Source organism: Caloramator sp. CAR-1 (assembly GCF_030546345.1).
GTDB classification, from domain to species: domain Bacteria; phylum Bacillota; class Clostridia; order Clostridiales; family Caloramatoraceae; genus Caloramator; species Caloramator australicus.
Genome location: NZ_JAUONW010000008.1, coordinates 137,525 through 162,582 on the forward strand (window position 1 = coordinate 137,525; position 25,058 = coordinate 162,582).

The 25,058-nt window shown below is 33.6% G+C and carries 35 protein-coding genes and 2 tRNA genes; 31 read left to right on the forward strand and 6 right to left on the reverse strand.

Annotation, left to right across the window (positions count from 1 at the left end):
- The first annotated feature begins 94 nt into the window (after window positions 1–94).
- The 5 genes from Q3V94_RS02500 to Q3V94_RS02520 are packed head-to-tail and all read left to right on the forward strand — an operon-like array spanning window position 95 to window position 6,426.
- Window positions 95–1,105, forward strand: a complete 1,011-nt coding sequence (locus Q3V94_RS02500; protein WP_008909421.1) for a LacI family DNA-binding transcriptional regulator — start codon at window positions 95–97, stop codon at window positions 1,103–1,105.
- Window positions 1,105–1,962: a carbohydrate ABC transporter permease gene (locus tag Q3V94_RS02505; protein ID WP_008909420.1), complete on the forward strand. Its 858-nt coding sequence runs from the start codon at window positions 1,105–1,107 to the stop codon at window positions 1,960–1,962. The genes Q3V94_RS02500 and Q3V94_RS02505 overlap by 1 nt, the downstream gene beginning before the upstream one ends.
- Window positions 1,952–2,773: a carbohydrate ABC transporter permease gene (locus tag Q3V94_RS02510; RefSeq protein ID WP_008909419.1), complete on the forward strand. Its 822-nt coding sequence runs from the start codon at window positions 1,952–1,954 to the stop codon at window positions 2,771–2,773. Before Q3V94_RS02505 ends, Q3V94_RS02510 begins: the two co-directional genes overlap by 11 nt.
- A gap of 48 nt (window positions 2,774–2,821) precedes the next feature.
- Complete coding sequence (locus Q3V94_RS02515; RefSeq protein ID WP_008909418.1) at window positions 2,822–4,051, forward strand: extracellular solute-binding protein; 1,230 nt, start codon at window positions 2,822–2,824, stop codon at window positions 4,049–4,051.
- Window positions 4,052–4,104: 53 nt separating this feature from the next.
- A complete protein-coding gene (locus Q3V94_RS02520; RefSeq protein ID WP_303524941.1) occupies window positions 4,105–6,426 on the forward strand; it encodes a glycoside hydrolase family 65 protein in 2,322 nt (773 codons plus the stop codon).
- Here Q3V94_RS02520 and Q3V94_RS02525 read toward each other — a convergent pair.
- Window positions 6,415–7,440: a transporter gene (locus Q3V94_RS02525; RefSeq protein ID WP_303524942.1), complete on the reverse strand. Its 1,026-nt coding sequence runs from the start codon at window positions 7,438–7,440 to the stop codon at window positions 6,415–6,417. The two genes, Q3V94_RS02520 and Q3V94_RS02525, sit on opposite strands and share 12 nt — an antisense overlap.
- A 98-nt stretch (window positions 7,441–7,538) precedes the next feature.
- Here Q3V94_RS02525 and Q3V94_RS02530 point away from each other — a divergent pair, with 98 nt between their 5' ends.
- The 6 genes from Q3V94_RS02530 (at window position 7,539) to Q3V94_RS02555 (ending at window position 12,785) form a co-directional block, all read left to right on the forward strand.
- On the forward strand, window positions 7,539–8,645 hold the full coding sequence (locus tag Q3V94_RS02530; RefSeq protein ID WP_303524943.1) for a hypothetical protein: 1,107 nt from the start codon (window positions 7,539–7,541) through the stop codon (window positions 8,643–8,645).
- A 59-nt stretch (window positions 8,646–8,704) separates the two neighbouring features.
- Complete coding sequence (locus Q3V94_RS02535) at window positions 8,705–8,854, forward strand: hypothetical protein (protein ID WP_303524944.1); 150 nt, start codon at window positions 8,705–8,707, stop codon at window positions 8,852–8,854.
- A 102-nt stretch (window positions 8,855–8,956) separates the two neighbouring features.
- Window positions 8,957–10,066, forward strand: a complete 1,110-nt coding sequence (locus tag Q3V94_RS02540) for an ABC transporter ATP-binding protein (protein WP_008909412.1) — start codon at window positions 8,957–8,959, stop codon at window positions 10,064–10,066.
- Between the two features lie 11 nt (window positions 10,067–10,077).
- Window positions 10,078–11,004 (forward strand): CdaR family transcriptional regulator, encoded by a 927-nt coding sequence (locus tag Q3V94_RS02545; RefSeq protein WP_303524947.1) that lies wholly within the window; start codon window positions 10,078–10,080, stop codon window positions 11,002–11,004.
- 9 nt (window positions 11,005–11,013) lie between these two features.
- A complete protein-coding gene (locus Q3V94_RS02550) occupies window positions 11,014–12,036 on the forward strand; it encodes a LacI family DNA-binding transcriptional regulator (protein WP_303524948.1) in 1,023 nt (340 codons plus the stop codon).
- Window positions 12,037–12,083: 47 nt separating this feature from the next.
- Complete coding sequence (locus tag Q3V94_RS02555; protein ID WP_303524950.1) at window positions 12,084–12,785, forward strand: 2-phosphosulfolactate phosphatase; 702 nt, start codon at window positions 12,084–12,086, stop codon at window positions 12,783–12,785.
- 18 nt (window positions 12,786–12,803) lie between these two features.
- On the opposite strand, the gene Q3V94_RS02560 is transcribed toward Q3V94_RS02555, so the two are convergent.
- Window positions 12,804–13,976 (reverse strand): class I SAM-dependent rRNA methyltransferase, encoded by a 1,173-nt coding sequence (locus Q3V94_RS02560; RefSeq protein ID WP_303524951.1) that lies wholly within the window; start codon window positions 13,974–13,976, stop codon window positions 12,804–12,806.
- A gap of 21 nt (window positions 13,977–13,997) precedes the next feature.
- Entirely contained in the window at window positions 13,998–14,393 is a 396-nt protein-coding gene (locus tag Q3V94_RS02565; RefSeq protein WP_368506504.1) for a PilZ domain-containing protein, read from the reverse strand.
- Window positions 14,394–14,455: 62 nt separating this feature from the next.
- Between Q3V94_RS02565 and Q3V94_RS02570 the strand changes: the two genes are divergently transcribed.
- From Q3V94_RS02570 to Q3V94_RS02585, 4 genes are all read left to right on the forward strand, one after another.
- The gene (locus Q3V94_RS02570) at window positions 14,456–14,782 is read left to right on the forward strand and encodes a hypothetical protein (RefSeq protein ID WP_303524953.1); all 327 of its coding nucleotides are present in this window, start codon (window positions 14,456–14,458) and stop codon (window positions 14,780–14,782) included.
- A 183-nt stretch (window positions 14,783–14,965) separates the two neighbouring features.
- Window positions 14,966–15,598 (forward strand): flavodoxin family protein, encoded by a 633-nt coding sequence (locus tag Q3V94_RS02575; RefSeq protein WP_303524954.1) that lies wholly within the window; start codon window positions 14,966–14,968, stop codon window positions 15,596–15,598.
- Between the two features lie 77 nt (window positions 15,599–15,675).
- Window positions 15,676–15,751 (forward strand) — tRNA-Pro (locus Q3V94_RS02580).
- A 55-nt stretch (window positions 15,752–15,806) separates the two neighbouring features.
- A tRNA-Pro gene (locus Q3V94_RS02585) sits at window positions 15,807–15,882 on the forward strand.
- Window positions 15,883–15,991: 109 nt separating this feature from the next.
- On the opposite strand, the gene Q3V94_RS02590 is transcribed toward Q3V94_RS02585, so the two are convergent.
- The 3 genes from Q3V94_RS02590 to Q3V94_RS02600 all read right to left on the reverse strand — a co-directional run bounded on the left by Q3V94_RS02590 (window position 15,992) and on the right by Q3V94_RS02600 (window position 17,947).
- A complete protein-coding gene (locus Q3V94_RS02590; protein WP_303524955.1) occupies window positions 15,992–17,125 on the reverse strand; it encodes a site-specific integrase in 1,134 nt (377 codons plus the stop codon).
- On the reverse strand, window positions 17,122–17,295 hold the full coding sequence (locus Q3V94_RS02595; RefSeq protein ID WP_303524956.1) for a hypothetical protein: 174 nt from the start codon (window positions 17,293–17,295) through the stop codon (window positions 17,122–17,124). Before Q3V94_RS02595 ends, Q3V94_RS02590 begins: the two co-directional genes overlap by 4 nt.
- A gap of 196 nt (window positions 17,296–17,491) precedes the next feature.
- Entirely contained in the window at window positions 17,492–17,947 is a 456-nt protein-coding gene (locus Q3V94_RS02600; protein ID WP_303524957.1) for a helix-turn-helix domain-containing protein, read from the reverse strand.
- Window positions 17,948–18,151: 204 nt separating this feature from the next.
- Here Q3V94_RS02600 and Q3V94_RS02605 point away from each other — a divergent pair, with 204 nt between their 5' ends.
- From Q3V94_RS02605 to Q3V94_RS02680, 16 genes are all read left to right on the forward strand, one after another.
- Complete coding sequence (locus Q3V94_RS02605; RefSeq protein ID WP_303524958.1) at window positions 18,152–18,346, forward strand: helix-turn-helix domain-containing protein; 195 nt, start codon at window positions 18,152–18,154, stop codon at window positions 18,344–18,346.
- 55 nt (window positions 18,347–18,401) lie between these two features.
- The gene (locus Q3V94_RS02610) at window positions 18,402–18,617 is read left to right on the forward strand and encodes a helix-turn-helix domain-containing protein (RefSeq protein ID WP_303524959.1); all 216 of its coding nucleotides are present in this window, start codon (window positions 18,402–18,404) and stop codon (window positions 18,615–18,617) included.
- Window positions 18,598–18,768, forward strand: a complete 171-nt coding sequence (locus Q3V94_RS02615; RefSeq protein ID WP_303524960.1) for a helix-turn-helix domain-containing protein — start codon at window positions 18,598–18,600, stop codon at window positions 18,766–18,768. The genes Q3V94_RS02610 and Q3V94_RS02615 overlap by 20 nt, the downstream gene beginning before the upstream one ends.
- On the forward strand, window positions 18,768–18,914 hold the full coding sequence (locus Q3V94_RS02620; protein WP_303524961.1) for a hypothetical protein: 147 nt from the start codon (window positions 18,768–18,770) through the stop codon (window positions 18,912–18,914). The genes Q3V94_RS02615 and Q3V94_RS02620 overlap by 1 nt, the downstream gene beginning before the upstream one ends.
- A gap of 4 nt (window positions 18,915–18,918) precedes the next feature.
- Window positions 18,919–19,458: a host-nuclease inhibitor Gam family protein gene (locus Q3V94_RS02625; RefSeq protein WP_303524962.1), complete on the forward strand. Its 540-nt coding sequence runs from the start codon at window positions 18,919–18,921 to the stop codon at window positions 19,456–19,458.
- Window positions 19,442–20,194 (forward strand): hypothetical protein, encoded by a 753-nt coding sequence (locus Q3V94_RS02630; RefSeq protein ID WP_303524964.1) that lies wholly within the window; start codon window positions 19,442–19,444, stop codon window positions 20,192–20,194. The genes Q3V94_RS02625 and Q3V94_RS02630 overlap by 17 nt, the downstream gene beginning before the upstream one ends.
- Window positions 20,195–20,306: 112 nt before the next feature.
- Complete coding sequence (locus Q3V94_RS02635) at window positions 20,307–20,576, forward strand: LysM peptidoglycan-binding domain-containing protein (protein WP_303524966.1); 270 nt, start codon at window positions 20,307–20,309, stop codon at window positions 20,574–20,576.
- A gap of 14 nt (window positions 20,577–20,590) precedes the next feature.
- The gene (locus tag Q3V94_RS02640) at window positions 20,591–21,334 is read left to right on the forward strand and encodes an ORF6N domain-containing protein (RefSeq protein WP_303524968.1); all 744 of its coding nucleotides are present in this window, start codon (window positions 20,591–20,593) and stop codon (window positions 21,332–21,334) included.
- Between the two features lie 43 nt (window positions 21,335–21,377).
- On the forward strand, window positions 21,378–22,307 hold the full coding sequence (locus Q3V94_RS02645; protein ID WP_303524969.1) for a hypothetical protein: 930 nt from the start codon (window positions 21,378–21,380) through the stop codon (window positions 22,305–22,307).
- A gap of 4 nt (window positions 22,308–22,311) precedes the next feature.
- Complete coding sequence (locus tag Q3V94_RS02650) at window positions 22,312–22,620, forward strand: helix-turn-helix domain-containing protein (protein WP_303524970.1); 309 nt, start codon at window positions 22,312–22,314, stop codon at window positions 22,618–22,620.
- Window positions 22,621–22,978: 358 nt separating this feature from the next.
- A complete protein-coding gene (locus Q3V94_RS02655; protein ID WP_303524972.1) occupies window positions 22,979–23,425 on the forward strand; it encodes a YopX family protein in 447 nt (148 codons plus the stop codon).
- The gene (locus Q3V94_RS02660) at window positions 23,418–23,840 is read left to right on the forward strand and encodes a single-stranded DNA-binding protein (RefSeq protein ID WP_303524974.1); all 423 of its coding nucleotides are present in this window, start codon (window positions 23,418–23,420) and stop codon (window positions 23,838–23,840) included. The genes Q3V94_RS02655 and Q3V94_RS02660 overlap by 8 nt, the downstream gene beginning before the upstream one ends.
- 27 nt (window positions 23,841–23,867) lie before the next feature.
- A complete protein-coding gene (locus Q3V94_RS02665; protein ID WP_303524975.1) occupies window positions 23,868–24,041 on the forward strand; it encodes a hypothetical protein in 174 nt (57 codons plus the stop codon).
- Entirely contained in the window at window positions 24,031–24,210 is a 180-nt protein-coding gene (locus Q3V94_RS02670; RefSeq protein WP_303524977.1) for a hypothetical protein, read from the forward strand. The genes Q3V94_RS02665 and Q3V94_RS02670 overlap by 11 nt, the downstream gene beginning before the upstream one ends.
- Window positions 24,211–24,224: 14 nt before the next feature.
- Entirely contained in the window at window positions 24,225–24,683 is a 459-nt protein-coding gene (locus Q3V94_RS02675; RefSeq protein ID WP_303524551.1) for an SAM-dependent methyltransferase, read from the forward strand.
- Window positions 24,684–24,695: 12 nt separating this feature from the next.
- Window positions 24,696–24,986 carry a hypothetical protein gene (locus tag Q3V94_RS02680; RefSeq protein ID WP_303524549.1) on the forward strand — a complete coding sequence of 97 codons (291 nt, stop codon included), beginning with the start codon at window positions 24,696–24,698 and terminating at the stop codon, window positions 24,984–24,986.
- Window positions 24,987–25,058 lie beyond the last annotated feature (72 nt).

A 25,058-nucleotide genomic window follows, 5' to 3' on the forward strand; every position in this document is an offset into this window, starting at 1 on the left:
ATGAAAATATTAATTTTGTGAAAATACAGATATTGAATTTTACTAAAAATTATGATATTATTTTTTTAAGGAAACGTTTCCAAGGAGTGATTTTATGTCAGTTACAATAAAGGACGTAGCAAAAAAAGCAGGTGTAGGCCTAGGAACCGTGTCAAGAGTTTTAAACAATCATCCTTCGGTCTCTGAGGAAACAAGGAAAAAAGTTTTAGATGCTATCAAGGAGCTTGATTATAATCCAAATGCAATAGCAAGAAGCTTAAAAGTAAAATCTACAAAGTCTATTGGTGTTATGATTCCTGATATATCCAGTGCCTTTTATCCTGATATAGTAAGGGGCATAGAAGATATAGCAAATGAGTATAAATATAACATAATACTTTTAAATACAGATCTTAAAAGGGAGAAGGAAAAGGAAGCCCTTATAATGCTCAAAGAAAAAAAGGCAGATGGAATTTTGTTTATTAGTAATACAATAAGCGAAAAATTAAAAAGGGATTTTAAGAAGGTAAACATACCTATAGTTTTGATAGCCACAAAAGATGATGAAAGTGAATTTTACAGCGTTACCATAGATAACGAAAGGGCAGCCTATGAGGCTACAAAGTATTTAATTAAATTAGGCCACAAAAGGATTGCCATGATTGCAGGGAAAAAGGAAGACCCTAATGCTGGAATTCCAAGAATAAACGGATACAAAAGGGCACTTGAAGAAAGCGGCTTAAAATTAGATGAAAACATCATATTTTACGGTGATTATAAATTTAAAAGTGGATATCAAAATATGCTAAAAGTTCTAAAGCTTAAGGACAAGCCAACTGCAATTTTTTCAGCTTCAGATACCATGGCTGTTGGTGCTGCATCTTGTGCGATGCAACATGGCTTTAAAGTCCCTGATGATTTTTCAATTATAGGTTTTGACGGAGTAGAACTTGCAGAATACTTTTATCCTCCTATAACTACTGTAAAGCAGCCAAGATATGAAATGGGAGCAAAGGGGATGGAGATGCTTATAAAAATACTCCAAGGAGAAGATGTAGAAAGGGAAGTTCAACTTGATTTTGAATTAATTGAAAGAAGCTCTTGCAAAGTAAAGGGGGAAAGTTGATGAAATTTATTAAAAAGTATTATTTTGAACTTCTTTTAATTTTACCGCTGGCTTTATATATCCTTGGCTTTACTATTTTTCCTATTTTAAAAACCATTTTGTTAAGTTTTCAAGATAAAGATACAGGGGCATTAGGTTTTTCAACTTATCAGTATCTTTTTGCTAAAAAGGATTTTAATATGGCAATATTCAACACGATTGCAGTTACATTGGTAGGGCTTACATTTCAATTAGTTGTAGGTTTATTTATTGCAATGGCTCTAAAGTATGATTTCAAAGGAAAAGGATTAGTAAGGTCCCTGGTTTTACTTCCAATGGGGGTGCCAACACTTGTATCAGGTGTTACATTGCTTTATATATTTGGAACGCAAGGATATTTAAACGAATTGTTATACAGGCTCGGTATAATAACAAAGCCAATTGCGTGGACATCAGGAGGTATAAAAAATATATTCGTCATAGCCTTTGCGGATTCTTGGAAGGTATTGCCGGTTGTAGTATTACTTCTTTTAGCCGGTTTGGAATCGATTCCAAACGATGTTTATGAAGCAAGTGCAATTGATGGTGCATCAAAAACCCAAACATTTTTCTATGTTACATTGCCTCTTTTGAAACCCTCCATCACAATGACTATGATACTAAGGGCTGTAGATTCATTTAGAATATTTGAACTTCCAAAGATTTTAGCAGGTAGAGTTACTCCATTCCTTGCAACCTATGCCTATGATGAATATTCCTACAACAACCTAAATGCATCAGCAGCAGCATCGACGATATTGCTACTTATCATAATAATATTCATGGTATTATACTTTAGATTTGTGGATAGAGGGGAGGGAGTAAAAGGTGCAAAGTAAAAAAATCATTAGCAAATTTTTCTTCTACCTTGGAATAATACTTATAGTGCTGTTTATGACAGTGCCTGTTTATATACTTTTTAGAGTTTCCTTTGCTGTGCCTGAGGATGTTTTAACATCTCATCCGAAGTTTTTAATTACAAGGTTTGAGTTTAAACATTGGGAGCAGGTGTTTAAATCAGGGAATCTTTGGCCTCCCCTCTATAAGAGTTTTATAGTTGCGACACTTACTATGATTTTAGCTTTGATTATTGCTGCACCTGCTTCCTATGCAATTTCTAGATTTGATAGGAAGATAAAATATGCAATAATTCTAACTTTGTTCTTTACGAGGATGTTCCCAAATGTAGGTATAGCACTGCCAATATCTGTTACCTTTTTAAAGTGGAACCTTATGGATACAAACTTAGGACTTGTTATGGCACACCTAATAGAGCAGCTCCCGTTTATTGCGTGGATATTGGTTTCAACCTTTGAAACGATTCCGATTGATCTTGAAGAGGCAGCATCAATTGATGGTGCAGGTAGAATAAGAACTCTACTTAAAATAGTTCTTCCAGTTGCAGCACCAGGGCTTGCAGTTGCAGCTATGTTTACATGGCTTAATTCATGGAACGAGTTTACTTATGCCCTTTATTTATCTCTTACAACAAAGACATTACCGCTACAAATTTATTACTACGTTTTAAGAGGTGGTTTCTTCCAACAGGCAGCCTACTCAACGATACTTACAATACCAGTATTGATTATTACATTTGCCCTCCAAAGATATATAAGATCAGATTACCTTGGGGGAGCTATAAAGGGTTAATGACTGCCTAAGGCAGTTAATATAATCATATAAAAAGGGGGAATCTTGATGAAATTTAAAAAACTTGTAGCACTTGCTTTATCTTTATTTGTTGTTTCAGGTTTCTTTGCAGGCTGTGCTAAAAAGGAAGCTCAGCAGCCTACAACATTAAGAGTTACAATGGGTCTTGGTGAAGAAGAATGGAAGGTTATGAGGGAGGAGATTTTCCCAGCCTTCGAACAAGCAAACAATTGTAAAATTGAAGCTATTCAAGTTGAATCAGGGGACGTTGTAAAGAAATTAGAAGCAATGAAACAGGCAGGAAAGATGGAAATTGATCTTATTGCACAGGATAACATGGCTCTTGCGCCACTTGTAGAAAAGGGACTTGTTGAAGATATTTCAGAATTTAGAAGCAAAATTCCAGCTGAAATAATTCCTTCACTTGTTACAGTTGGTGAATTTGATGGAAAGCTTTATTTCTTCCCATTCAGACCAAATGTTGAAATCAATTTCTACAATGAAGCTAAGTTCAATCAATATGGATTAAAGCCACCAACAAACTGGGACGAATTATTACAAGTTGCAAAAACATTAAAGGAAAAAGAAGGCGTTGGTAAGGTAGGTATTAAGGCTGTATTTGACGGAAATACAACTGTTCAATTATTCGAATTCATAAGACAAGCTGGTGGAGACCCACTTGTTCTTAATGATGAAGGAAGCATTAAGGCTTATACATTCTTGAAGGAACTTTGGCCATACCTTTCACCAGACTCATTAAAGGCTGACTGGAACACAACAAATAGGTTTATCGCTGAAGAATCAATGTATCTTGCAGCTAACTGGCCTTTTGGTGTTAACGTAATTGTTAAGGATGGCGGAAAGAAGGAAATAAAGGCTTATGGTGGATTCTCAGGACCAGTTAAGGCTTCAAAGGTCCTTGGTGGAGACGTTCTTGGTATTCCAGTTGGATCACCAAACAAGGAACTTGCTCTTAAGTTCATCGAATACTTAATGTCAAAGGAAGTTCAAGAAAAACTTGCTTCAAAGCTCGGCTGGCCATCAGCAAGAACAGATGCTTATGGTCAAGTTGAAGATTGGCAAAAGCCATATTTTGATGCTATAAACGAAGCTATGAAGGTTGCTGAACCAAGACCAAACCTTGTTTACTGGGCAGATGTTGATAAGGCTCTTAACGATGCATTAAAGGAAATAGTTATCGACGGTAAGGATGTTAAGGCTACATTAGACAAGTATCATCAAAAGATTGAAGAAGCAAAGCAAAAAGCAGGTAAGTAATAATTTGGCATGCCCTAAGGCATGCCAAATTTTAATAGAAAGGAGATGTTGCAATGAATGAAATAAAGAACGATCTTTTAATAGATGAATGGAAAATAGTTGAGAAAAATTTTAATCTAGAGGGCAGCAAAAAAAATGAGACAATTTTCTCAATTGGCAACGGTTATATTGGAATGAGGGGAAATTTTGAAGAAGGCTTAAAGGATAAAAAATATACAGTAGAAGGCACATATTTAAACGGTTTTTATGAAACCCATGAAATAAAATATGGAGAAAAGGCCTATGCCTTCCCAGAGATAGGTCAGACTATGTTAAACGTCATAAATTCAAAGATTATAAAAATTTATGTTGATGATGAAGAATTTAATATGATGGATTCAGAAATTTTAGATTATGAAAGGGTTTTGGATCTTAAGGAAGGAGTTTTAAAAAGAAAAGCTGTATGGAGAACTAAAACAGGTAAAGAATTGGAATTAAATTTTGAAAGATTGGCAAGTTTCGATGATAAGCACCTTGCAGCAGTAAAAGTTTCAATTATACCTTTAAATTTTAGTGGAAAAATTAAATTGGTTTCGTTAATAGATGGAAACGTAAAGAATCTTACTGCTGAGGATGATCCAAGAGTAGGTTCGGGACTTTCTGGAAGATCCCTTGAAATAATAGAAAAAAATATTGAAGATGACGAAATTTCAATCCTTTCAAAAACAAAGAATTCTAACTTTAAACTTTTATGTGCAGCCAAAAATTTATTTACAACAGAACAAGATTATACAGTAAAGAGCATTGAGGATGAATATATAGTTGGAATTGAATACGAAATAAATGGGGTTGAAAAGAAAAAAATAGAATTTATTAAATATATATCCTACACAACAACAAGGGACTATGATGATGAAATTTTTAATGTGAAGGATAGGGTGCTAAAAAGGGCAGTTAAGATGGGTTATGAGAATATCAAGAAAAATCAAATAGAGTATATGAAAAGATTTTGGGAAAGTGCAGATGTTGAGATCGAAGGGGATGCTAAACTTCAGCAGGGGATAAGATTTAATATGTTCCATATTCTTCAATCAACAGGTAAGGATTCAAAAACAAATATAGGAGCAAAAGGCCTGACTGGAGAAGGATATGAAGGACATTATTTTTGGGATACAGAAATGTATATTATCCCAATGTTTATATATACAAAGCCTGAGGTAGCCAGAAAATTATTAGAATATAGATATAATACCTTGGACAAAGCGAGGGAAAGGGCGAGACAAATGTCTCATGAAAAAGGTGCTCTTTTCCCATGGAGAACAATAAACGGTGAAGAATGTTCGGCTTACTTTCCAGCTTCAACTGCACAATATCATATAAATGCTGATATAGCATATGCTATTAAGAAATATTATGAGGCAACTTTAGACGAAGAGTTTTTAATAAAGTATGGGGCAGAGATACTATTTGAAACTGCAAGGATTTTTGAGGATCTTGGTCATTATGTTGAAGGCAAGGGCTTTTGTATAGATGGAGTTACAGGTCCAGATGAATATACAGCAATCGTTAACAACAACGCATATACAAACCTAATGGCAAAGGATCATTTGAGCTTAGCAGCCTATGTAGCAGAATATATAAAGAAAAATTTTAATGATGAATACCAAAGGATAAAAGAAAAAATAGAACTTGATGAAGAGGAAATAGTAAGATGGAAAAAAGCAGCCGACAATATGTATATTCCATATGATGAAAAATTAAAGATCCATCCGCAGGATGATAGCTTCCTTAGCAAGAAAATTTGGGACTTTGAAAATACCCCAAAGGAAAATTACCCTCTACTTTTGCACTACCATCCTCTTGTAATTTACAGACATCAGGTATGCAAACAGGCTGACTGGGTTCTAGCCCTATATTTACACAGCGATAAATTTACTAAAGAACAAAAAATTAGGGATTTTGAATACTATGAGAAAGTAACAACCCATGATTCTTCATTATCACCCTGCATATTTAGTATTGTTGCCTGTGATATAGGATATATAGATAAGGCTTATGATTACTTTATGAGAACGGCAAGAATGGACCTTGATGACCACCATGGAAATACAAAGGATGGAATCCATGCAGCTAATATGGCAGGGTCATGGTTAGGTATTGTGGCTGGTTTTGGAGGATTTAGAGCCTTTGAAGATGAAATTTTATTTAGCCCAAGGATCCCACAAAATTGGAATAGATATTCATTTAAGATAAACTATAGACAAAGACTTATAAAAGTTGATGTAAATAAAGAAAAAGTAATATTACAATTAATAAAGGGAAGCCCTATTAAAGTTAAGCTGTATGATAAAGAAGTTCAGCTAGAGGATAAAATCGAAAGAGATTTAGCGAATTAAAATAGCCTTTAGACTGCTTATGACAAGAAAAATCAGGCTGATTACCCCATAAAGAGGATAAATTAGTCTTATAAGACTAGAAAAACTAATAAAAGCGAAGGGAATTGAAACTGATATTATTATAATTGCTGTCTGGCTATAATTAAGCTTAAAAAGATGTTTTAGTCTGTTTGAAAGGGAATAGATATCGCTAATTTCAGTTGAAATCATTTCAAGCCAAATAGCAATCAAAAGATTAATAGGGAGTATTTTTCCATAGAATCTTGCAATATATATATTTGGGACTTCTTTGCTAAAACTTTGAGGATAATAGCACAAAAGGGAGTAGTTTATTATAAGTGCTATAAAGGTTAATATGAAACTTCCTAATATGGAGCCTTTAATAAAGGCTCCTTTATTTTTTATTTCCTCCATCATTGGTGTAAATACTCCAACTAAAGACATAATATTGAAGGAGGCATATATAATAGAAGAAACTATCCAATTTGTTTTAAAGGGTTTGTAGATATCAATGATATGATAAAATGTGTCCTTTTCCGAGAAAAAGACTAAGATTCCAAGTATTATTATGTTGATTGTTGAAAAGGGAACAACTAAGGAGTTAAATTCAATAATACCCTTTGTTGAAAAGAGGGAGATTAAAAGCACAACTATACAAACCAATATTACAGCAAATCTTTTATCGATATGGAAATATTCATAGAGCATCGTCGCAGAACCTGAAATCATAATAACATTACTGGAAAACACAAAAAAAGTATAAATAGAATCGCTCAAGAATGAAAATTTCCCAAATACAAAATCTAAAAAATCCTTATATGATTTAAATTTATATTTATTAGATAATTCGATGATTATTATTGAAAAAAACATATATAAAAATAAACATAAAAATATTCCCCAAAAACCATCGACTCCATAAACAGTAAAAAATTGCAGTATCTCCTGACCGGAAGCAAGGCCAGCACCTATAATCGTTCCAACAAACACAAAGGCGATCTTTAATATGTTCATTTTATCACCTTAATATTATTACAAAACTATATTTATGAAAAAAACCTAATAATAATGAATCCTTTGAGGAAAAATAAATAAAAAAGGTAGGTGATGATATGAAAAGGATTATAGCGATATTTTTACTATTGTCCATATTTTTTCTAGTTGGCTGCCCCGATAAGAATGAGAAATCAGATACTAATAAAACTGAAGTTAAGAGTAATAAACTGGACAAAAAAAGTGCAGAGGAGTTTTTAAATAATTACATGTTCAACGCAATGCAAAGAGATATAAATGCGATGCTATCCTACTATAGCCCTAAGCTTAGGGAAAACTATAAGGAACTTCCTAAACAGGAAAATCCAAGACCAGTTGCTTATAAAATAGAAAAGGAAGGCTTTAATGAAGATGAGTTTACAGTCCATATATTTAGTTCTTATTCTAACTTTCCTTACTTTTCTGAGGATGTTTTCAAATATAAAATAATTACTAAGGATAGCAAACTTATGATAGATGAAATTAAAAAGGATAAATCTACTGAGTATTTTGCAAAGGGAAATATTCTTTATAAAAAAGAAGATGAAAAGTCTAAGGCTGAAGCTATTATCTCCCTTGAGGATTTACCCAATTTTACATCTGCTCAAAACATGCTAACTCCTGAACAGAAGTTTAAAGTTCCTAAAAAAAGATTTGGTCCTTGTGCATCCTCCCCCGAAGGGGACATGATTGTCATATCAAGCATTGATAAGGATTCTTTTTTGGGGATGGTAAAACTTGAGGAGGAAACCTTTAAGGTATCTCAAGGAGGTGAGCAGGGTCAACAGGAGGGGCAAGCTGCCCAGCAGGCACAACAGGAAGGACAGGAGGAGGAGGGAAAAAGGGAGGTAAAAATAAAGTCCATAGATTATTTCCTTGGTAAGGTAATAAATTTAATAGCCTTTTCACCGGATGGTAAAAAGTTTTTAGTTGAGATTGAGGATGAAAAGGGAAAAAGGGAAATTAAAGCATATAACAGTGAAGATGGTTCAAGTATCGACATGCCCCTAAATTCTCAATTTAAAGGTGATGTTTTTTCTTTAAGGGACCCCTTTTTTATATCTGAAAAGGAATTTGCCTTTAGCGTCGATGTAAAGGCTAATGCAACGGATGAGGAAAAAAGACTTAAGGGAGACTGGATTTTTGACATTGAAAATAAAAAATTCAGACAAATCAAACAATTTTGATTGGAATTTTAAAAATTTCAAAGTATAATATAAATAAAGAAAAAAATTGGGGTGGGTTTATGAATAGGGGGAATGAAGTTAAAATTATTAATTTCAAATGGCTAAGATTTAAAAAGAAGCTTAAAAATTTTTTTAGTTTTTTTGTGCCTGCAAAAAATTGTGATAAAGCAAAACAAAAGAATTCCCAAAGGATTCATAAGGTAATATAACTTTGTTTAAATTGCATATTTTATTCATATACCTTATATATTTAAGGTCCTTTTTTTGTATGCTATGATGTTATTAAAGTCTTATATTTAAGGGGGATCTTTATGGCTAAAGTTGTATTAAAGAATGTTTATAAAGTTTATCCAGGTAATGTTACTGCAGTTAAAGATTGTAATTTAGAAATTGAAGATAAGGAATTCGTAGTTCTTGTTGGACCTTCAGGATGTGGAAAATCAACAACTTTAAGAATGATTGCAGGCCTTGAAGAAATTTCATCAGGTGAGCTTTACATTGGAGACAAGCTAATGAACGATGTTGCACCAAAGGATAGAGATATTGCAATGGTTTTCCAAAACTATGCTCTTTATCCACATATGACTGTTTATGAAAACATGGCCTTTGGATTAAAGTTAAGGAAAGTTCCCAAGGATGTAATCGATAAAAAGGTTAGAGAAGCTGCAAGAATACTTGATATTGAACATCTTTTAGATAGAAAGCCAAAGGCTCTATCAGGTGGACAAAGACAAAGAGTTGCCCTTGGAAGAGCAATAGTTAGAGAGCCTAAGGTATTCTTAATGGATGAGCCTCTATCAAACCTTGATGCAAAATTAAGAGTTCAAATGAGAACAGAAATTTCAAAGCTTCATAAGAGATTAAATACTACATTTATATATGTTACCCATGACCAAACAGAAGCTATGACGATGGGAACAAAGATAGTTGTAATGAAGGATGGAGTAATTCAGCAAATTGCTGCACCACAGGACATTTATGAACATCCTGCAAACCTATTTGTTGCCGGATTTATTGGAAGCCCACAGATGAACTTTATCGATGCAAAGATTGTTAAAGAAGGAGATAATTTATTCATTGTATTTGGCAATGTAAAGCTCCCTATTCCACAGGATAAGGCAAAGGTTATTGAAGAAAAGGGCTATATTGGTAAGGAAGTAATCTTTGGTATAAGACCAGAACATATAGATGATAGCACAGATTTCATAACTGCACATAAGGAAAGCATAATTGAGGCTAAGGTAGAGGTTATTGAGCACATGGGTGCTGAAACATATCTTTATGTTGTATGCGAAGGCAAGAATATAACAGCAAGAGTTGAGCCAACAAGTAAAGCAAAGGTTGATGAAACTATAAAACTTGCTATAGATATGAACAAGATGCACGTTTTTGACAAAGAAACTGAACTTGCTATTTGCTAAGGAGGATATTTATGTCATTCTGCGATGATTTATATTTAGCCTTAGGATATGAAATTGGGTTATACGATATAAATGGCAATCTCAAAGAAGGAAAAGATATAGGGTTTAAGGACGTTGATGATATAGAAATCGGTGACTTTACCTTTATTAGGATAGGCGATAATATATTGTCAATTAAAGGTAAATTATCGCAGGATGCCTGTAACCTTGTAAAGCTTTATTTTAGTTTTTATAAAAATAAAGAGGCTGCAGATGTTCTGCAGCCTCTTGAATATATTCTAAAAAACGATGTTCCTAAAGAAAAGCTAATGGGAAAGTTTTTAAATAAAACGACGATGTATATAATGTGCCCTATTAAGTATTTTAATATAGTAGAAAGTATTTACGATGGTTACGAGGCAGAACTTGTAAAGGATGATGAGGGCATTTATATAGTAAAAGAAATTGAAAATTTTGAAGAGGAAGCAGAATCCATTCTTGAGGAGTTAAAGCAGGAAGGTGCTAATAATGTAATAATAGGCTCAGGAAGACAAGTAAAGGGTGATTATACTATAAAAAATTCAGCTATTCATGCTAAAACATCCTGTCTTCTTGCGAAAAATTTAGGATACAATGAAGGAATATTCCATATTGATAAAATGATTCTTTATGGTATAATTTCTGAGGGTGATATGTCTAAAATAGATTTTTATCTAAATGGCGGGTATGAAAATTTTTATGATGTATACAGAGATAAAGAGCTTATAAATACAGCAGAAGAGCTCTTTAGGTGCCATCTTAATATAAGTGAGGCATCGAGAAGGCTGTATCTTCATAGAAATACGCTTCTTTATAGAATTGAAAAGATTAAGGCTATAACAGGACTTGATATTAAAAAATTTGAAGAGGCTGTTGTATTTAGGACCGTTATTTCTATTTTTAAATTAAAAAGAAAGTAGGGGAAGGTAATGGTTACAATAAAGGATGTAGCAGAAAAAGCTGGAGTATCCCCATCGACGGTATCAAGAGTAATATCGGACAGTCCAAGGATAAGTGAAAAAACTAAGGAAAAGGTAAGGCTGGCGATGAAGGAATTAGGATATCATCCTAATGCTATAGCAAGAAGCCTTGTAAACAAGACGACAAAAACTATAGGAATAGTTATGCCACGTTCTGCTGAACATGTCTTTTTGAATCCCTTCTTTCCAGAGGCGCTAAGAGGCATTGCAAAGTGTGCCCATGATGAAGAATATTGCCTGCTTCTTACTACAGGCAATACAGAAAAGGAGCAGATGGAATCTTTAAATTCCATTGTTTTTGGTGGAAGAGTAGATGGGCTTATTTTGATGTATTCGAGGGTAAACGATGCTATTTTAAACAAAGTTATGGAGCTTAACCTTCCTTTTTCGATGATAGGAAGGCCCTATAATGATGAAAATATAAATTTTGTAGATAATGATAATGTTAAATCTGCCTATGAAGCAACAAACTTTTTAATAAAAAAGGGACATAGAAGGATTGGGCTCATTAACGGTTCTTTAAATCTTGTCGTTTCATTAGACCGATTTGAAGGCTACAAAAAGGCATTAATTGAGAATAAAATAGAACTTGATGAAGGTTTATTGACCTCCAGCGATTTCGTTCAGCAGGGTGGATATGATTGTATGAAGATAATTTTGTCAAGTCCTAAGCCACCTACAGCTGTTCTTGTTACAGATGATTTAATGGCCTTTGGTGCTATAAGGGCTGCAAGAGAACTTGGTTTTAAGGTTCCTCAGGATATATCTATATTGAGCTTTAACAATATACCCCTTGCAGAACATGCAACTCCGCCGTTAAGTTCTGTTGATATCAATGCATATAAGTTAGGATTCGAAGCAGCAAGGCTTGTTATCGACGAAATAATGGGAAGAAATGAAGAAAAACAGAAAATTATAGTTGAAACAAAACTAATATCAAGAAAATCAGTAACAAATTATAAGGCAAAATAATGTAACCCCTTTAAAGGGGTTTTTGCTTACTTTAAGGAGATGATAATGTGAATATCGCTTTGTTTCCTTCCGTAAACGATGTTGATAAGGAATTTTTAAGGGATAAAGATGTAATTGTAATAGACGTTTTAAGAGCTACATCGGTTATTACAACAGCTATATATAACGGTGCAACTGTTTTTCCAGTATTAGAGGTGGAGGATGCATTAAAGTTTAAGGAAGAAGGATATCTTTTAGGTGGTGAAAGAAGGGGACTTAAAATCGATGGTTTTGATTTTGGAAATTCACCCTTAGAATATAAAAGGGAATTTGTGGAGGGCAAGAATATTGTTTTTACGACCTCAAATGGAACAAGAGCAATATATAAATCCTTTAATGCTAAAAATATCTATATTGGGTGCATGCTGAATGGAAAGGCTCTTGTAAAAAAAGTATTCGAGGATAAAAGGGATATTGCCATAGTTTGTGCAGGAACTTATGGTAAGCTTTCTTTAGATGATTTTATATGTGCAGGGAAAATAATATATGAATTTTTAAAACTTGGGAATTGCAATATTGATGATATATCAACTGCTGCTTATATTGCCTATAGGGATTATAAAGGAAAAATATTAGAATATGTAAAATATGCGGGACATTATAATTATTTGATTTCTATAGGTTGTAAAGAGGATATAGAATATTGCTTTATGGAAGATATATTGGATGTGGTTCCTGTTTTTAAGGATGGAAGGATAGTAAAAATATAAGGCTGCATTGTATGCAGCCTATATTATTTGAAGTATAAGGAATTTTAAGTATAGGGTTTCACCGGAGTTCCAAAGGATTGGATGGTCCTTGGATTGGGTCCTATATTCAACTTGCCTTATAGTTTTTTTGGCATCTATTGCAGCATCCATGATAACTTGATAAAAAAGCTCTGGGGTTAAATGATGTGAACAAGAAGCTGTTACCAAAAATCCTCCGGGTTTTAAAAGCTTCATGGCTCTTAAGTTTATTTCTTTGTATCCCCTCATTGCACTTTCTACTGTATCTTTACTCTTTGTAAAGGCTGGTGGGTCAAGGATAACTACATCGAATTTTCTTCCTTCCTTTGACCATGGGTGAAGAACATCAAAGGCATTGTGGGCTTCAAATTTACATATATCCTGGAACCCATTAAGTTCAGCATTTTTTCTTGCAAATTCAACGGCATGTTCAGAAATATCTATTCCAAGAACACTTTTTGCACCATATCTTGCGGCATGCAGGGAAAATGAGCCGGTATGGCAAAAACAGTCTAAAACATCAGCATCCTTTACAATGTCCTTAATGGCAGCTCTATTTTCCTTTTGATCTAGGAAGTAACCTGTCTTTTGGCCGTTTTCTATGTCAACATAGAATTTAACGCCATTTTCTTCGGTAATTATTGTAGTATCAAAGGGTTCTGTTAAAAATCCCTTTTGTTGATTAAGCCCCTCAAGTTCCCTAACAGGAACGTCGTTCCTTTCATATATGCCCTTTGGATTGAAGATTTCCTTTAAAACTTTTACTATAATATCTTTGTATTTATCAATTCCAAGGGCAAGGGTTTGGACAACAAGATAATCGCTATATTTATCAACGATAAGGGCAGGAAGAAAATCAGCCTCACCAAACACTACTCTACAGCATGTGGTTTCTATAACCTTTTTGCGATAGTTCCAGGCCTCTAAAATTCTTCTTCTGAAGAAATCTTCGTTTATTTCTTCATCTTTGTTTCTTGTTAGTATTCTTACTGTAATCTGGGATTTAGTGTTTATGTAACCTTTGCCTATAAATTTGCCTTTAAAATTGTAAACTTCAACTATATCTCCGTTTTCAAAATCGCCTTCTATTTTATCGATTTCACCAGAAAAAATCCAAGGGTGCCCCATTTCAGCTCTTAATCCTTTTTTAGATTTTAGAAAGACCTTTGCCATGAAGATTCCTCCATTTGTTTTTTAATTATTTTTATGTTTATTTACATAATCTCTAATAATCATCATTTCCTCAGATTTTAGTGCTATAAACTCACCACCTGCAATATATTCTCCATCTTCAACTTTAGTCCAGACGATTTTTACCAATACTCTAAATGGTATATTATCCTCTATTCTAAAATAAAATGATAGAAAGCTTTCATTTGGAATAAAGAAATTTGACCTTACACATATACCAGCTTCAGAAATATCACACACATAAAGCTTAGCATTATCATCAAGAAAAGTTCTTTTTTCATTATTTAAAATTAAGGTAGGATATAGAATTTGACAGTCCATTTTGACCCTTTCAAATTTTCTACGTTCTTTATAATCCATATAACCACCCCAATCCCTATCTATATTTTTATTATACATGAGAAACAATATACATTAAATATAAAAAATTGTAAAAAATAAAATTAGAATGGAGGGATTTTATGACGAACTATTTAGGAGTTAAAACTTTTTTTATAATGCTTGCAGTAGATATACTAATTGTTCTTGTTACCTTCTTTTTGTTTTCTAAATTAATACCCGGCGAGAAAAGACATAGGATATGGGAAAAATATATAAGCTCCTTTTCAAGGTTTGTAATTTATCTTTTTTTAGTTACGGTTATAATAAACGTAATAACAGCTTTAATAGTCTACTCTTTAAGATATCAAAAATACTTAAATTATATTGCCCCAGCAGTTCAATCTGTTCTTATAGGGTTTATTGCTTCATGTGTTCCAAGGCGTGGTGTGGAGGAAAAAAAGTCTTAAGCCTATCAACCCATAAATAAAACCCATTCACCAGACAATGGTTGATCTCAATTTCAAAAAGTAACGCCTAATATATGTGGCACTTTTAGATGAAAAATCTAAAAAGTGCCCTATATTTTTTGACTTTATTGAATTTATATATCCTTCTTGGTATAATTTAAGAAAAAGAAAGGGGGAAGGTGTATGAAGGTTGTTGCCTTTAACGGAAGCCCAAAAAAGGAAGGAAATACATATCATGCTATAAAAATTGTAGCAGAGGAACTTGAAAAGGAAGGAATTGAAGTTGAAATAGTCCATGTTGGAGATAAAATTATAAGAGGCTGCATAGCCTGCGGGATGTGCTACAAAAATAAAAATGAAAGATGCATAACGGATGATGAGGTAAATGAATGGATTCAAAAGATGAAAAACGCTGATGGGATAATTTTAGGCTCACCAGTTCACTATTCCGGCATTGCTGCAACCATGAAGGCCTTTTTAGACAGAGCCTTTTATGTTGCATCAGCAAATGGAGGGCTTTTTAGGCATAAAGTAGGAGCTTCAGTAGTTGCTGTGAGACGTTCAGGTGGGGTTACAACCTTTGAACAGCTTAACAATTATCTTCTTTATTCAGAAATGCTCATTCCAACGACAAACTATTGGAATGTAATTCATGGTGCAAAACCTGGGGAAGTTTATCAGGATGAAGAGGGAGTTCAGATAATGAGACTTCTTGGCAAAAACATGGCATGGCTTTTGAAATTAAAAAAGAGTGGAGAAGGTATAGTCCTTGAGCCTGAAAAGGAGAAAAAGATTTTTACTAATTTTGTTCGCTGATACTAAATAGGCAAAAATTCCACAAAAAAACACTTGAAAAAATAAAAAAAATGTCTTATAATTTATTTTGTCGATAGCGGGGTGTGGCGCAGATGGGAGCGCGCGTGGTTTGGGACCATGAGGTCGCAGGTTCAATCCCTGTCACCCCGACCATAGGTTTAGCCTTAAGGCTAAACCTTATTTTATAATCTCATAAGGAAATTTTTACCGGGGCGTAGCGCAGGTGGTAGCGCGTGTGGTTCGGGACCATAAGGTCGCAGGTTCAAGTCCTGTCGCCCCGACCATAGAAAAGCCTGTAAAATCAATAATTTACAGGCTTTAATCTTTTTATTGCCATGACAACCATAAGCTTAATGACAACATATTGACAACATACAAAAAAGAAGGCGAAAACTATGCCTTCTTTAAAAATAAATCATTTATTTTTTCAGCCGCTTCTTTTTGCATAGTTGGGAGAACATGGCTATATATATCAAGTGTTATATCTATACTTGCATGGCCTAATCTTTCGCTAACTATCTTAGGATTAACCCCTTGGAGCAATAGCAATGTTGCATGAGTGTGCCTTAGGTCATGGAATCTAATATCAGGTAAATTCAATTTTTTTAGTAGTTTTTTAAATGTATGTGTGATATAATCAGGTTTAAGTTCATCTCCATTCTGCCAACAACACACAAGGTTATTATCTTTATATGAACCACCAAAGAGCAGCTTGTATTCGAGCTGTTTTTTTCTATGCTGTTTTAAAATAGGAATAACAAAAGAAGGTAATTCGACGATTCTCTCTCCAGCGTCAGTTTTAGTGTTCGAAATATAATTTTTACCGCCTTTTCTTATAGTTGCACTCTCTGTAATTACTAAATGACCTTTTTCTAAATTGACATTAGACCATTTTAGAGCAACTATTTCCCCACGTCTTAATCCACAAGTTAAAGCTAGTAGCAATGTAATATACATAACTTCATGTGAATTATGTGCATAATCTAAAAGTTGACTAACTTGTTCAGGTGTAAGAACTTGCATTTTCTTTTTTTCTCTTTTAGGTGGTTCAACTGCTTCACATGGATTAGAAGGTATAAGTTGCCATTTTACCGCTTGATTTAAAGCTGTTTTAAGTGTAGTGTAATAATGCTTAATTGTAGTAGAATTAATATCTTCTCTTTCATAAAGTTTTGATATAAAACTTTGAATATGAATAGGTTTAAGTTTTGATAGTTCTATAGAACCTAATCTAGGAATCAAGATGTTATTAACTATCTTCTCATAGAAAATATAAGTTGTAGGTTTAAGCAAAGGTTTTTTATTTTCAAGCCATTTTAATAAAAAGTCTTTTAAGGTTGAATTTTTATATTCAACATATTCTCCTTGTTCTATCTTTGCAATCAACTCCGCTAGGGCTTTCTCAGCTTCCTTTTTAGTTTTAAATCCTCCCTGAGCTTTCTGTTTTCTTTTATTAGTTATTGGATCTCGGCCTACATCAACAATTATTTGATATCCTGCACCACGCTTTCTTATATGTCCTCTCACTTTGTATCATCCTCCTGCTTTAAGTTTAAATCATCAGCTTGTCCATTACAGCAGGAAGTTTCTTCCCTGTTCGGTATGCAGAGAGGAAAATTATAGAAAATTTCAAAGTTCACATCAAAATATGTAACACCCAACTCTTTTAACCTTTTAAATAAACTATTTTGATGCATAATAAAACCCCCAAACCAAAAATAAACCGAACACATGTTCGATATATCTATATTATAGCATAGATTTTGAAAAATTTACCCATCAAAAAATAAAATTCTACACAAATGTTTGTTTTCCTATTTCTGTATACAGAACTTTACGACAAATAATTACAAAAAAGTAAATCTCCCTAATAATTACATATTAGGGAGATAATTATTTTTTATTTTGTTTTTGCATTTCATGCAATTGTTTAACTATTTCTAATGCTTCTCTCTCCTCTTCCTCTGTAAGTCCATTAGGCTTAATAGTCGTATCGTAAACGTATCTAATTTTTTGCCCGTCAATTTCTTTTTCAACAACTTTGCGATTAGGACCTAATGAAGCTATAAATGCATTCAGCATAGATAATTGCTCTGGTGTAAGATTTTTTGCTGTATCAAGTAGTTGCTTTAGCTCTGGTGATAGTTGGGGTTCATCCTCAGCAAAAAACTCAGATAGCGAAATACCATAAACAGAAAGGATTTTACTAAGTTTATCAATCGTAGGATTGCTTTTACCAGCTTCAATATCTGAAATATAAGATTGAGCGACTCCAGCAGCTCGAGCAAGTTTTAAAGTCGAGTAATTATATTTTAACCTTAGATTTCTGAGTTTTTCTCCTATGTTCATAGTAATCACCTTTTCATAATTAATGATAGATATATCGATATTTATATATTTATATTTTATCGATAAATTTTTGAAAAAACAAGATTAATTAAGATTTTTAAAGAAAAAAAGAGTTATTTCAATATAAATTAACGAAATACCGATAATTTAAGTTGTATAATTATCGATATATCGAATATAATAATAATCAAGGAGGTGAGCAATATGGAAAAAATCAAAGAATTAAGGTTACAAAAGGGATTATCACAAAGAGCTCTTGCAAGTAAAGCAGGGATATCTCAATCAATGCTTAGTGATATAGAAAAAGGCAAAGTCAATCCGACTGTAAAAGTGTTAATAAAAATCTCCAATGCACTTGGAGTAGACATAACGGAGCTAGTCGAAAATATAGCCTCATAGTTAGTATATGCACAAATCATAGGGGTGATGTGGGGAAAAGACTGGAGGTTTCCCCATGAAAATAAAGTTAAGGCAATTAAGAGAAAAAAGAAACATGACACAAAGGCAGTTGGCACTAAGAAGTGGTGTAGCAGTAGGTTACATCAACGAGCTGGAGCAAGGCAAATATAACAACCCTGGGGCAGAAGTTTTATGCAAATTAGCAAAAGCTTTAAGATGCACAATAGACGACTTAGTGGAGTGTGATGACGATGAGTCTACTAAAAGTTAGTGAAGCAGCAAAAATATTACGTTGTAGTGAAACAAAGATAAGAGAATTATACAGACAAAACAAAATCAAAGCAGTTTGGTTAGGTAAGGGAAAGGTTTTTATACCAGAGCAAGAGATTATAGCATTCATAGAGAGAGGGGGTGCGAGATAATGTATGACACAACGTATGACAAAGTAACGGATCAGCTCTGGAAGATGTGCAGCACATACGGGGAAGAACAGGTTTATCAATGGCTGATAGAAATTATTCAGTTTAGGCGGGGAAAAGAAGTTCTGGAAAAATTACAAAGGAGGTAAGGTTATGGAATTAAGGTTAAGCGATGTATTTCTTCCAGAGGGAGAAACTCAACAAGAAGGTTTTAAGGTTGACAGTGACTTAAAAGCAGATTGGTGTTTAGACAAAATTAGAGAAGCAAATGCAGAGTATAACAGATTTGAAATGGTGGTAAATGCAAAAATCGAACAACTGCAACAAGCCTTAAGGAAAGCTCAAGAAAAGAGAGATAGAGAAGTTGGATTCTTCGAAGCAAAGTTAAGAGAATACTTTGAAACAGTTCAGGCAAAAGAAACAAAAACTCAAAAGAGTTATACATTACCAAGCGGAAAGTTAGTTCTTAAATATCAACAACCTGAGTTTAAGAGAGATGAAGATACACTTTTAAATTGGGTTGAAAATAATAAACCTCAATATGTAAAGATTAAAAAATCAGTTGATTGGAGCAGTTTAAAGAAAACTGTAAAAGTAGTAAATGGCATGGTTATAGATAGTGAAACAGGAGAAGTTATCGAAGGAGTTACAGTAGAAGAAAGAGAACCAAAATTCATTGTGGAGGTTGAGTGATATGGAAAACAGAGTGATTGAATACCAACCAATTCAAAATCAAAACTTAGCTATAATAGATAACCTCAACATTAATCAAGTTCAAGCAACAATGCAAAAGATAACACAATTTCAGAAGGTGATACAGCAAACATTACACCAAAATCATGATTTCGGTGTAGTGCCAGGAAGTTCGAAACCGACATTATTAAAACCAGGTGCTGAGAAAATTCTAATGCTCTTAGGTTTAACAAGTGAATACGAATTAATTGAAAAAGTTCAGGATTATGAAAATGGATTCTTTGCTTTTACTGTAAGATGTAAGCTTTACAAACAAGACCAACTTATAACAGAAGGTTTAGGACATTGTAATAGTAAGGAAAGAAAATATCAAAGTGAAAAAGTTGATCCTTTTACAATAGCAAACACATGTTTAAAGATGGCAAAAAAGAGAGCACAAATAGATGCAACTTTAACAGTAGCAAGTTTAAGCGACATATTTACTCAAGACTTAGAGGACATGGATTTGGAAGGTAATTCAGTTAGTCAACAAACTAATATAAAAAAAGAGATGAAACCTGCAAGTAAAAGCCAAATTGCTTATATTCAATCAATGCAGAAAAAGCTGAATTTAAGTGATGAACAACTACAAAGTATGCTAACAAAATACAATGTAGATGCAATAGAAAAATTAAACTCAAGTGAAGCATCACAATTCATAACTGAATTACAAAACATGAAAGTAGAAGGGCAATAGAAAAAGCCCTCGGCAAAGGGCTTTCTCATGGAACCGTTTGGTGCGGGAGCCGCCACTCCCTGCACCCTCAATTGTAGCACAAAAGCTGATTGAATTAAAGGGGGTCTAAAAATTGTTACGAAAGAAGCTGCTTTTTATAGCTGTGATAGTCGCATTTTCCACCATTACTATTATATCCATTAACTTTAGAACTTATTCATCAAAAAATCAAGAAATTTACATTAAATATACAGTTAAAACAGGAGATACTCTTTGGAGCATTGCAAAGAAATACACAGATGGAGATCCAAGAAGGCTTATATATGAAATCAGAAAACACAATGATATATCACCAATTATAAGACCAGGACAGGTTATTGAAGTACCTATTTTGAACAAATGATGGGAGGGTTCAAAATGAATTATATAGTTCCAATTGAATACAAAGACCAAAGAGTGATGACAACTAAGGTTTTAGCAGAACAATTTGGGACGGAAGAAAAAAATATACAAATGAATTTTCTAAACAATCAAGGCAGATTTATTTTAGGTAAACATTACTACAAGTTAGAAGGTAATGAATTAAAAAATTTCAAAGAGAGCCTACCCAATGATATTAGAGAGCCTTTGAAATATGTATCACAACTTATTTTATGGACTGACCGAGGAGCAGCAAGACATGCAAAGATACTTGATACGGATGAAGCATGGGAAGTTTATGAGAGATTAGAAGAAACATATTTCAAAGTAAGAGAACAAAATATTATGATAAGTCAGTTAAGTCCAGAACTACAAATGTTTAAACATATATTTGACACACTTGCAAAAGCAGAGTTAAAGCAAAAGGAAATAGAGCAAAAACAACAGATTTTAGAACATAGATTAAACAATTTAGATGCAACAAACATAGAAGGGACACCAAGACAAAGACTTAATCAAATGATAAGAAAATTTGCATTTGATAAAGGAATACCACATAACAAGGCATGGCAAGAATTTAGAAGTAATTTTAACAGAGCTTATGGAATGAACATAGAGCAAAGAAGAACAAATTACATGGTTAAAAATGGGATAAAAGAAATAACATATCCAGAGTTTTTAGAAAGAATTGGACTTATAGAAGATGCGTTAAGAGTGGCCGACAAGATGTTAAATGGTTAATCGGAGCAGGCTTAATTCCTGCTCCGGATAAAGGAGTGATTAAATGTCACAACAAGGATGGATTAGTCTATACAGAAAAATACAGGATAGTTGGTTATGGGAAGACAAACCATTTAGTAAAGGTCAAGCTTGGATTGACTTAATATTGTTAGCTAGTCATGAAGAGAAAAAGGTTTTGGTAGGCAATGAACTAATTAAATTAGAAAGAGGAAGTTTGATTACATCAGAGACAAAATTAGCTGAGAGGTGGGGATGGTCAAGAAAAAAAGTGCATGATTTCTTAAAATTGCTTGAATGTGAGCAAACGATAACACTTGAAACGAACAACAAAAGAACCGCTATAAACATAGTAAATTACAGCGTTTATCAAGATTTAAGGAACAGCAAAAGAACAGCAAAAGAGCAGCAAAAAAGCAGCGAAGGAACAGCAAAAGAGCAGCAAAAGAACACAAACAATAATGTAAATAATGATAACAATGATAATAAAAAAATAAATAATTATATAAATAATACATGTGTGCATGATGACTCCCCGGCTGAGAAGTCACCAGAAGTTGGTGATGGAGCGCAGGATGATGAAGCGAAAGCTGGTAGTCCTGGCAAAGGAGAAACATACACACAGGAGTTTGAAACATTTTGGAGCCATTACCCAAGGCATAAGGAGAAGAAAAAAGCCTATAGGGTATGGCAAACAAGGCTTAAAGAAAAATATAAGCCTGAGGATATTATTAAGGCTGCTATTAATTATGCTGAATACTGCAAACTTAATAATCTTGAAGAAAGGTATATAAAGCTGGCTGCAACTTTTCTTGGCCCAGATAAACCCTTCGAGGAGTTTATAAACTGGCAAAATAGCGGTTCTGGAGCGGTAGCAAAAGTAAATGCACCACGAAACTATTTCAACAGCTATGGCGGGCAGAGAAAGTATGACATCAAGGAGCTTGAAAAGATGCTCCTTTCAAGGAGGGGGTGATTTAATGTTTTCTCAAAGACTTAAAGAATTAAGAAAAGAGAAAATGATAACACAGGCAAAATTAGCTGAAGAAATAGGTGTAACCCCTCAAAATATTTCATATTTTGAAAAAGGTCGAGAACCAAGTTACGATATTTTAATTAAATTGGCTGATTATTTTAAAGTTACAACTGATTATTTGATAGGTCGTAGTCCTTATAAAACAAATATAGATGATGAAATAGAAACAAAGAAACAAGAGTTTGAAGAATTACAAGAAAAGATAAATCAAGTAAAAAAGCATTTAAAAGCTATTGAGGAGGTGCTTAGGTGAACGACAGATATTTTATTTTAAGCCTTGCAAAGCTTGAGATAGAGAAGAAACTTAAAAAAGCAAAAGATGATGTGGTGAAAAAGAGCAAAAAATTGATGCAATGAAAAGGTAGCTACGCAAGGATACGCAATGCAAGGATAGCATTTGAAAAGGCTTGCGAGGAAAGGGACAGATGGGAGAAAAGGCTTGAAGAAACTGAAAAGTGGATGGAGGAGATAAGAAATGTATTGTTGTGATTGTATATGGTATGATGGAGCATACTGCACATTGCAACATGAAAAAGTTGAATTTTACCATAGTTGTATAATGCACAATCCGTATATGATGCCTTATGAAAACGAAAGGAAGGTGAATAAAAATGAGAGAGATTAAGTTTAGAGCATGGAATAGAGCTTTTGATGAAATGTATTATTTTGATTTTGCTCATAACATAGAAGTTGTAAATGGTGACCTTTGGGTAAGACATAGCAACGGAAGAACCTGTATAGCAAATAACCCTCGCATTGTATTAATGCAATATACTGGCTTGAAAGATGACAACGGAACAGAAATTTACGAAGGAGATATTGTAGAGATACACGATACTTCGGAAACTAAAAATCCTTATATATCTCAAGTTTATATTACATATGATGGAGTATTAGTAGACCCACACCCTGTTCATAAAATTTTAGGACATGATTACAGCAGACGTTTAAGCTGGTTTTGTGATTATGGAGTTGGATACGAATATTTTGTGAAATGTAAAGTAATCGGCAACATATACGAAAATCCAGAGTTATTGGAGGAGATAAATCATGAATAAATGGTTTGGCATAGGCAGGCTAACAGCGGATCCAGAGTTGAAATATACACCTAATACTGGAACACCAGTTGCAAGGTTTACAGTAGCAATAGACAGGGACTACAAAAAAGAAGATGGAACGAGGGAAGCTGATTTTATCAAATGTGTAGTATTCGGGAAACTTGCAGAAACAGTTGCAGACAACTTAACTAAAGGAAGACTGGTAGCAGTTGAAGGTAGGATACAAACAAGTTCATATAAAGCAAGTGATGGGACAAAGAAATATATAACCGAAGCTGTAGCTGACAAAATAAAATTTCTTGATTGGCCTAAAATAGACAATAATCAGATAGAAAACCGACAAGAAGCAGACGAATTTATGCCAGTTAATGATAACGAGGAAATACCTTTTGGCGATGAGGATACTCCATTTTAATGAAATTGGTTACAAGGTGATTTTGCAATGAGAGGTGGATATAGGGTAGGAAATAGAATTAAACAAGACATGATGGACATAAAAGAAACTTTGATGATAATAGAGGACTTAATAACAGATAAAAGGGCAAAGACAAGAATAATCACTGCAAAGAAGATATTGGATAAATACATAGAGGGGAAGGGTAAGAATGAAAAATGAGGAATCAAGGGAACTAAGAAAGCAAGTCATAGCACTTGCAACAGCATTGGCATTGCAGGAAACAGAAAGAACAGGGGAGGATTACACGAGAGCTATAAATAAAGCATTAGACGAGGCTTGCATTAGGTTGGGTGTTAATCACAAGGATTTTATAAAAATGTTCATTTAGGGGGGAGTGTTTATATGGGTAAACCCATATTGGATGTATGTTGTGGAAGCAAAATGTTTTGGTTTGACAAAAACAATCCAAACGTAGTTTTTATGGATATAAGAGAAACAGAAGAAGTATTATGCGACGGAAGGAAATTGATTATAAAACCTGACATTATAGGAGATTTTAGGAACATTCCGTTTCCAGATAATACCTTTCGTTTAGTAGTATTTGATCCACCGCATTTAATAAAAATAGGTGAAAATTCATGGATGGCCAAAAAATATGGAAAATTATCAGAAGACTGGGAAAAAGATATTAAACAAGGATTCAATGAATGCATGAGGGTATTAGAACAATACGGTGTGCTAATTTTCAAGTGGAATGAAGAGCAGATAAAGTTAAAACAAATATTAGAGATAATTGATTACAAACCGCTTTTTGGCAACAAACGAGCTAAAACACATTGGTTAGTTTTTATGAAACTTTAAGGAGGCATAAAGATGGAACTACTAATTTTAAAAAAGGATGACACTTATGTTTCAATACTCAACAAAGCTAAAGAAGAAGTAGATGAGCTATGGGAGGAGCTTTTTAAATATGAAATAGACAATATAGACAACAAAGAAGAAATTGCAGCCGAAACTCTTGACGTCATACAAGTTTGCATTGGATTGTTGGACAAGCTTGAAACAGAGGGTATGAACATCAGAAAAGCAGTAGAAAAGCATAATTTGAAATTGCTGAATAGGGGCTGGAAATACAAGAAGGTTATACATATAGACATTGAATAGGGGGACAAACATATGAAAGAATGCGAAGTTAAAGAGAACTGTATAAGTTTCACACAAGGCAAATGTTGGATA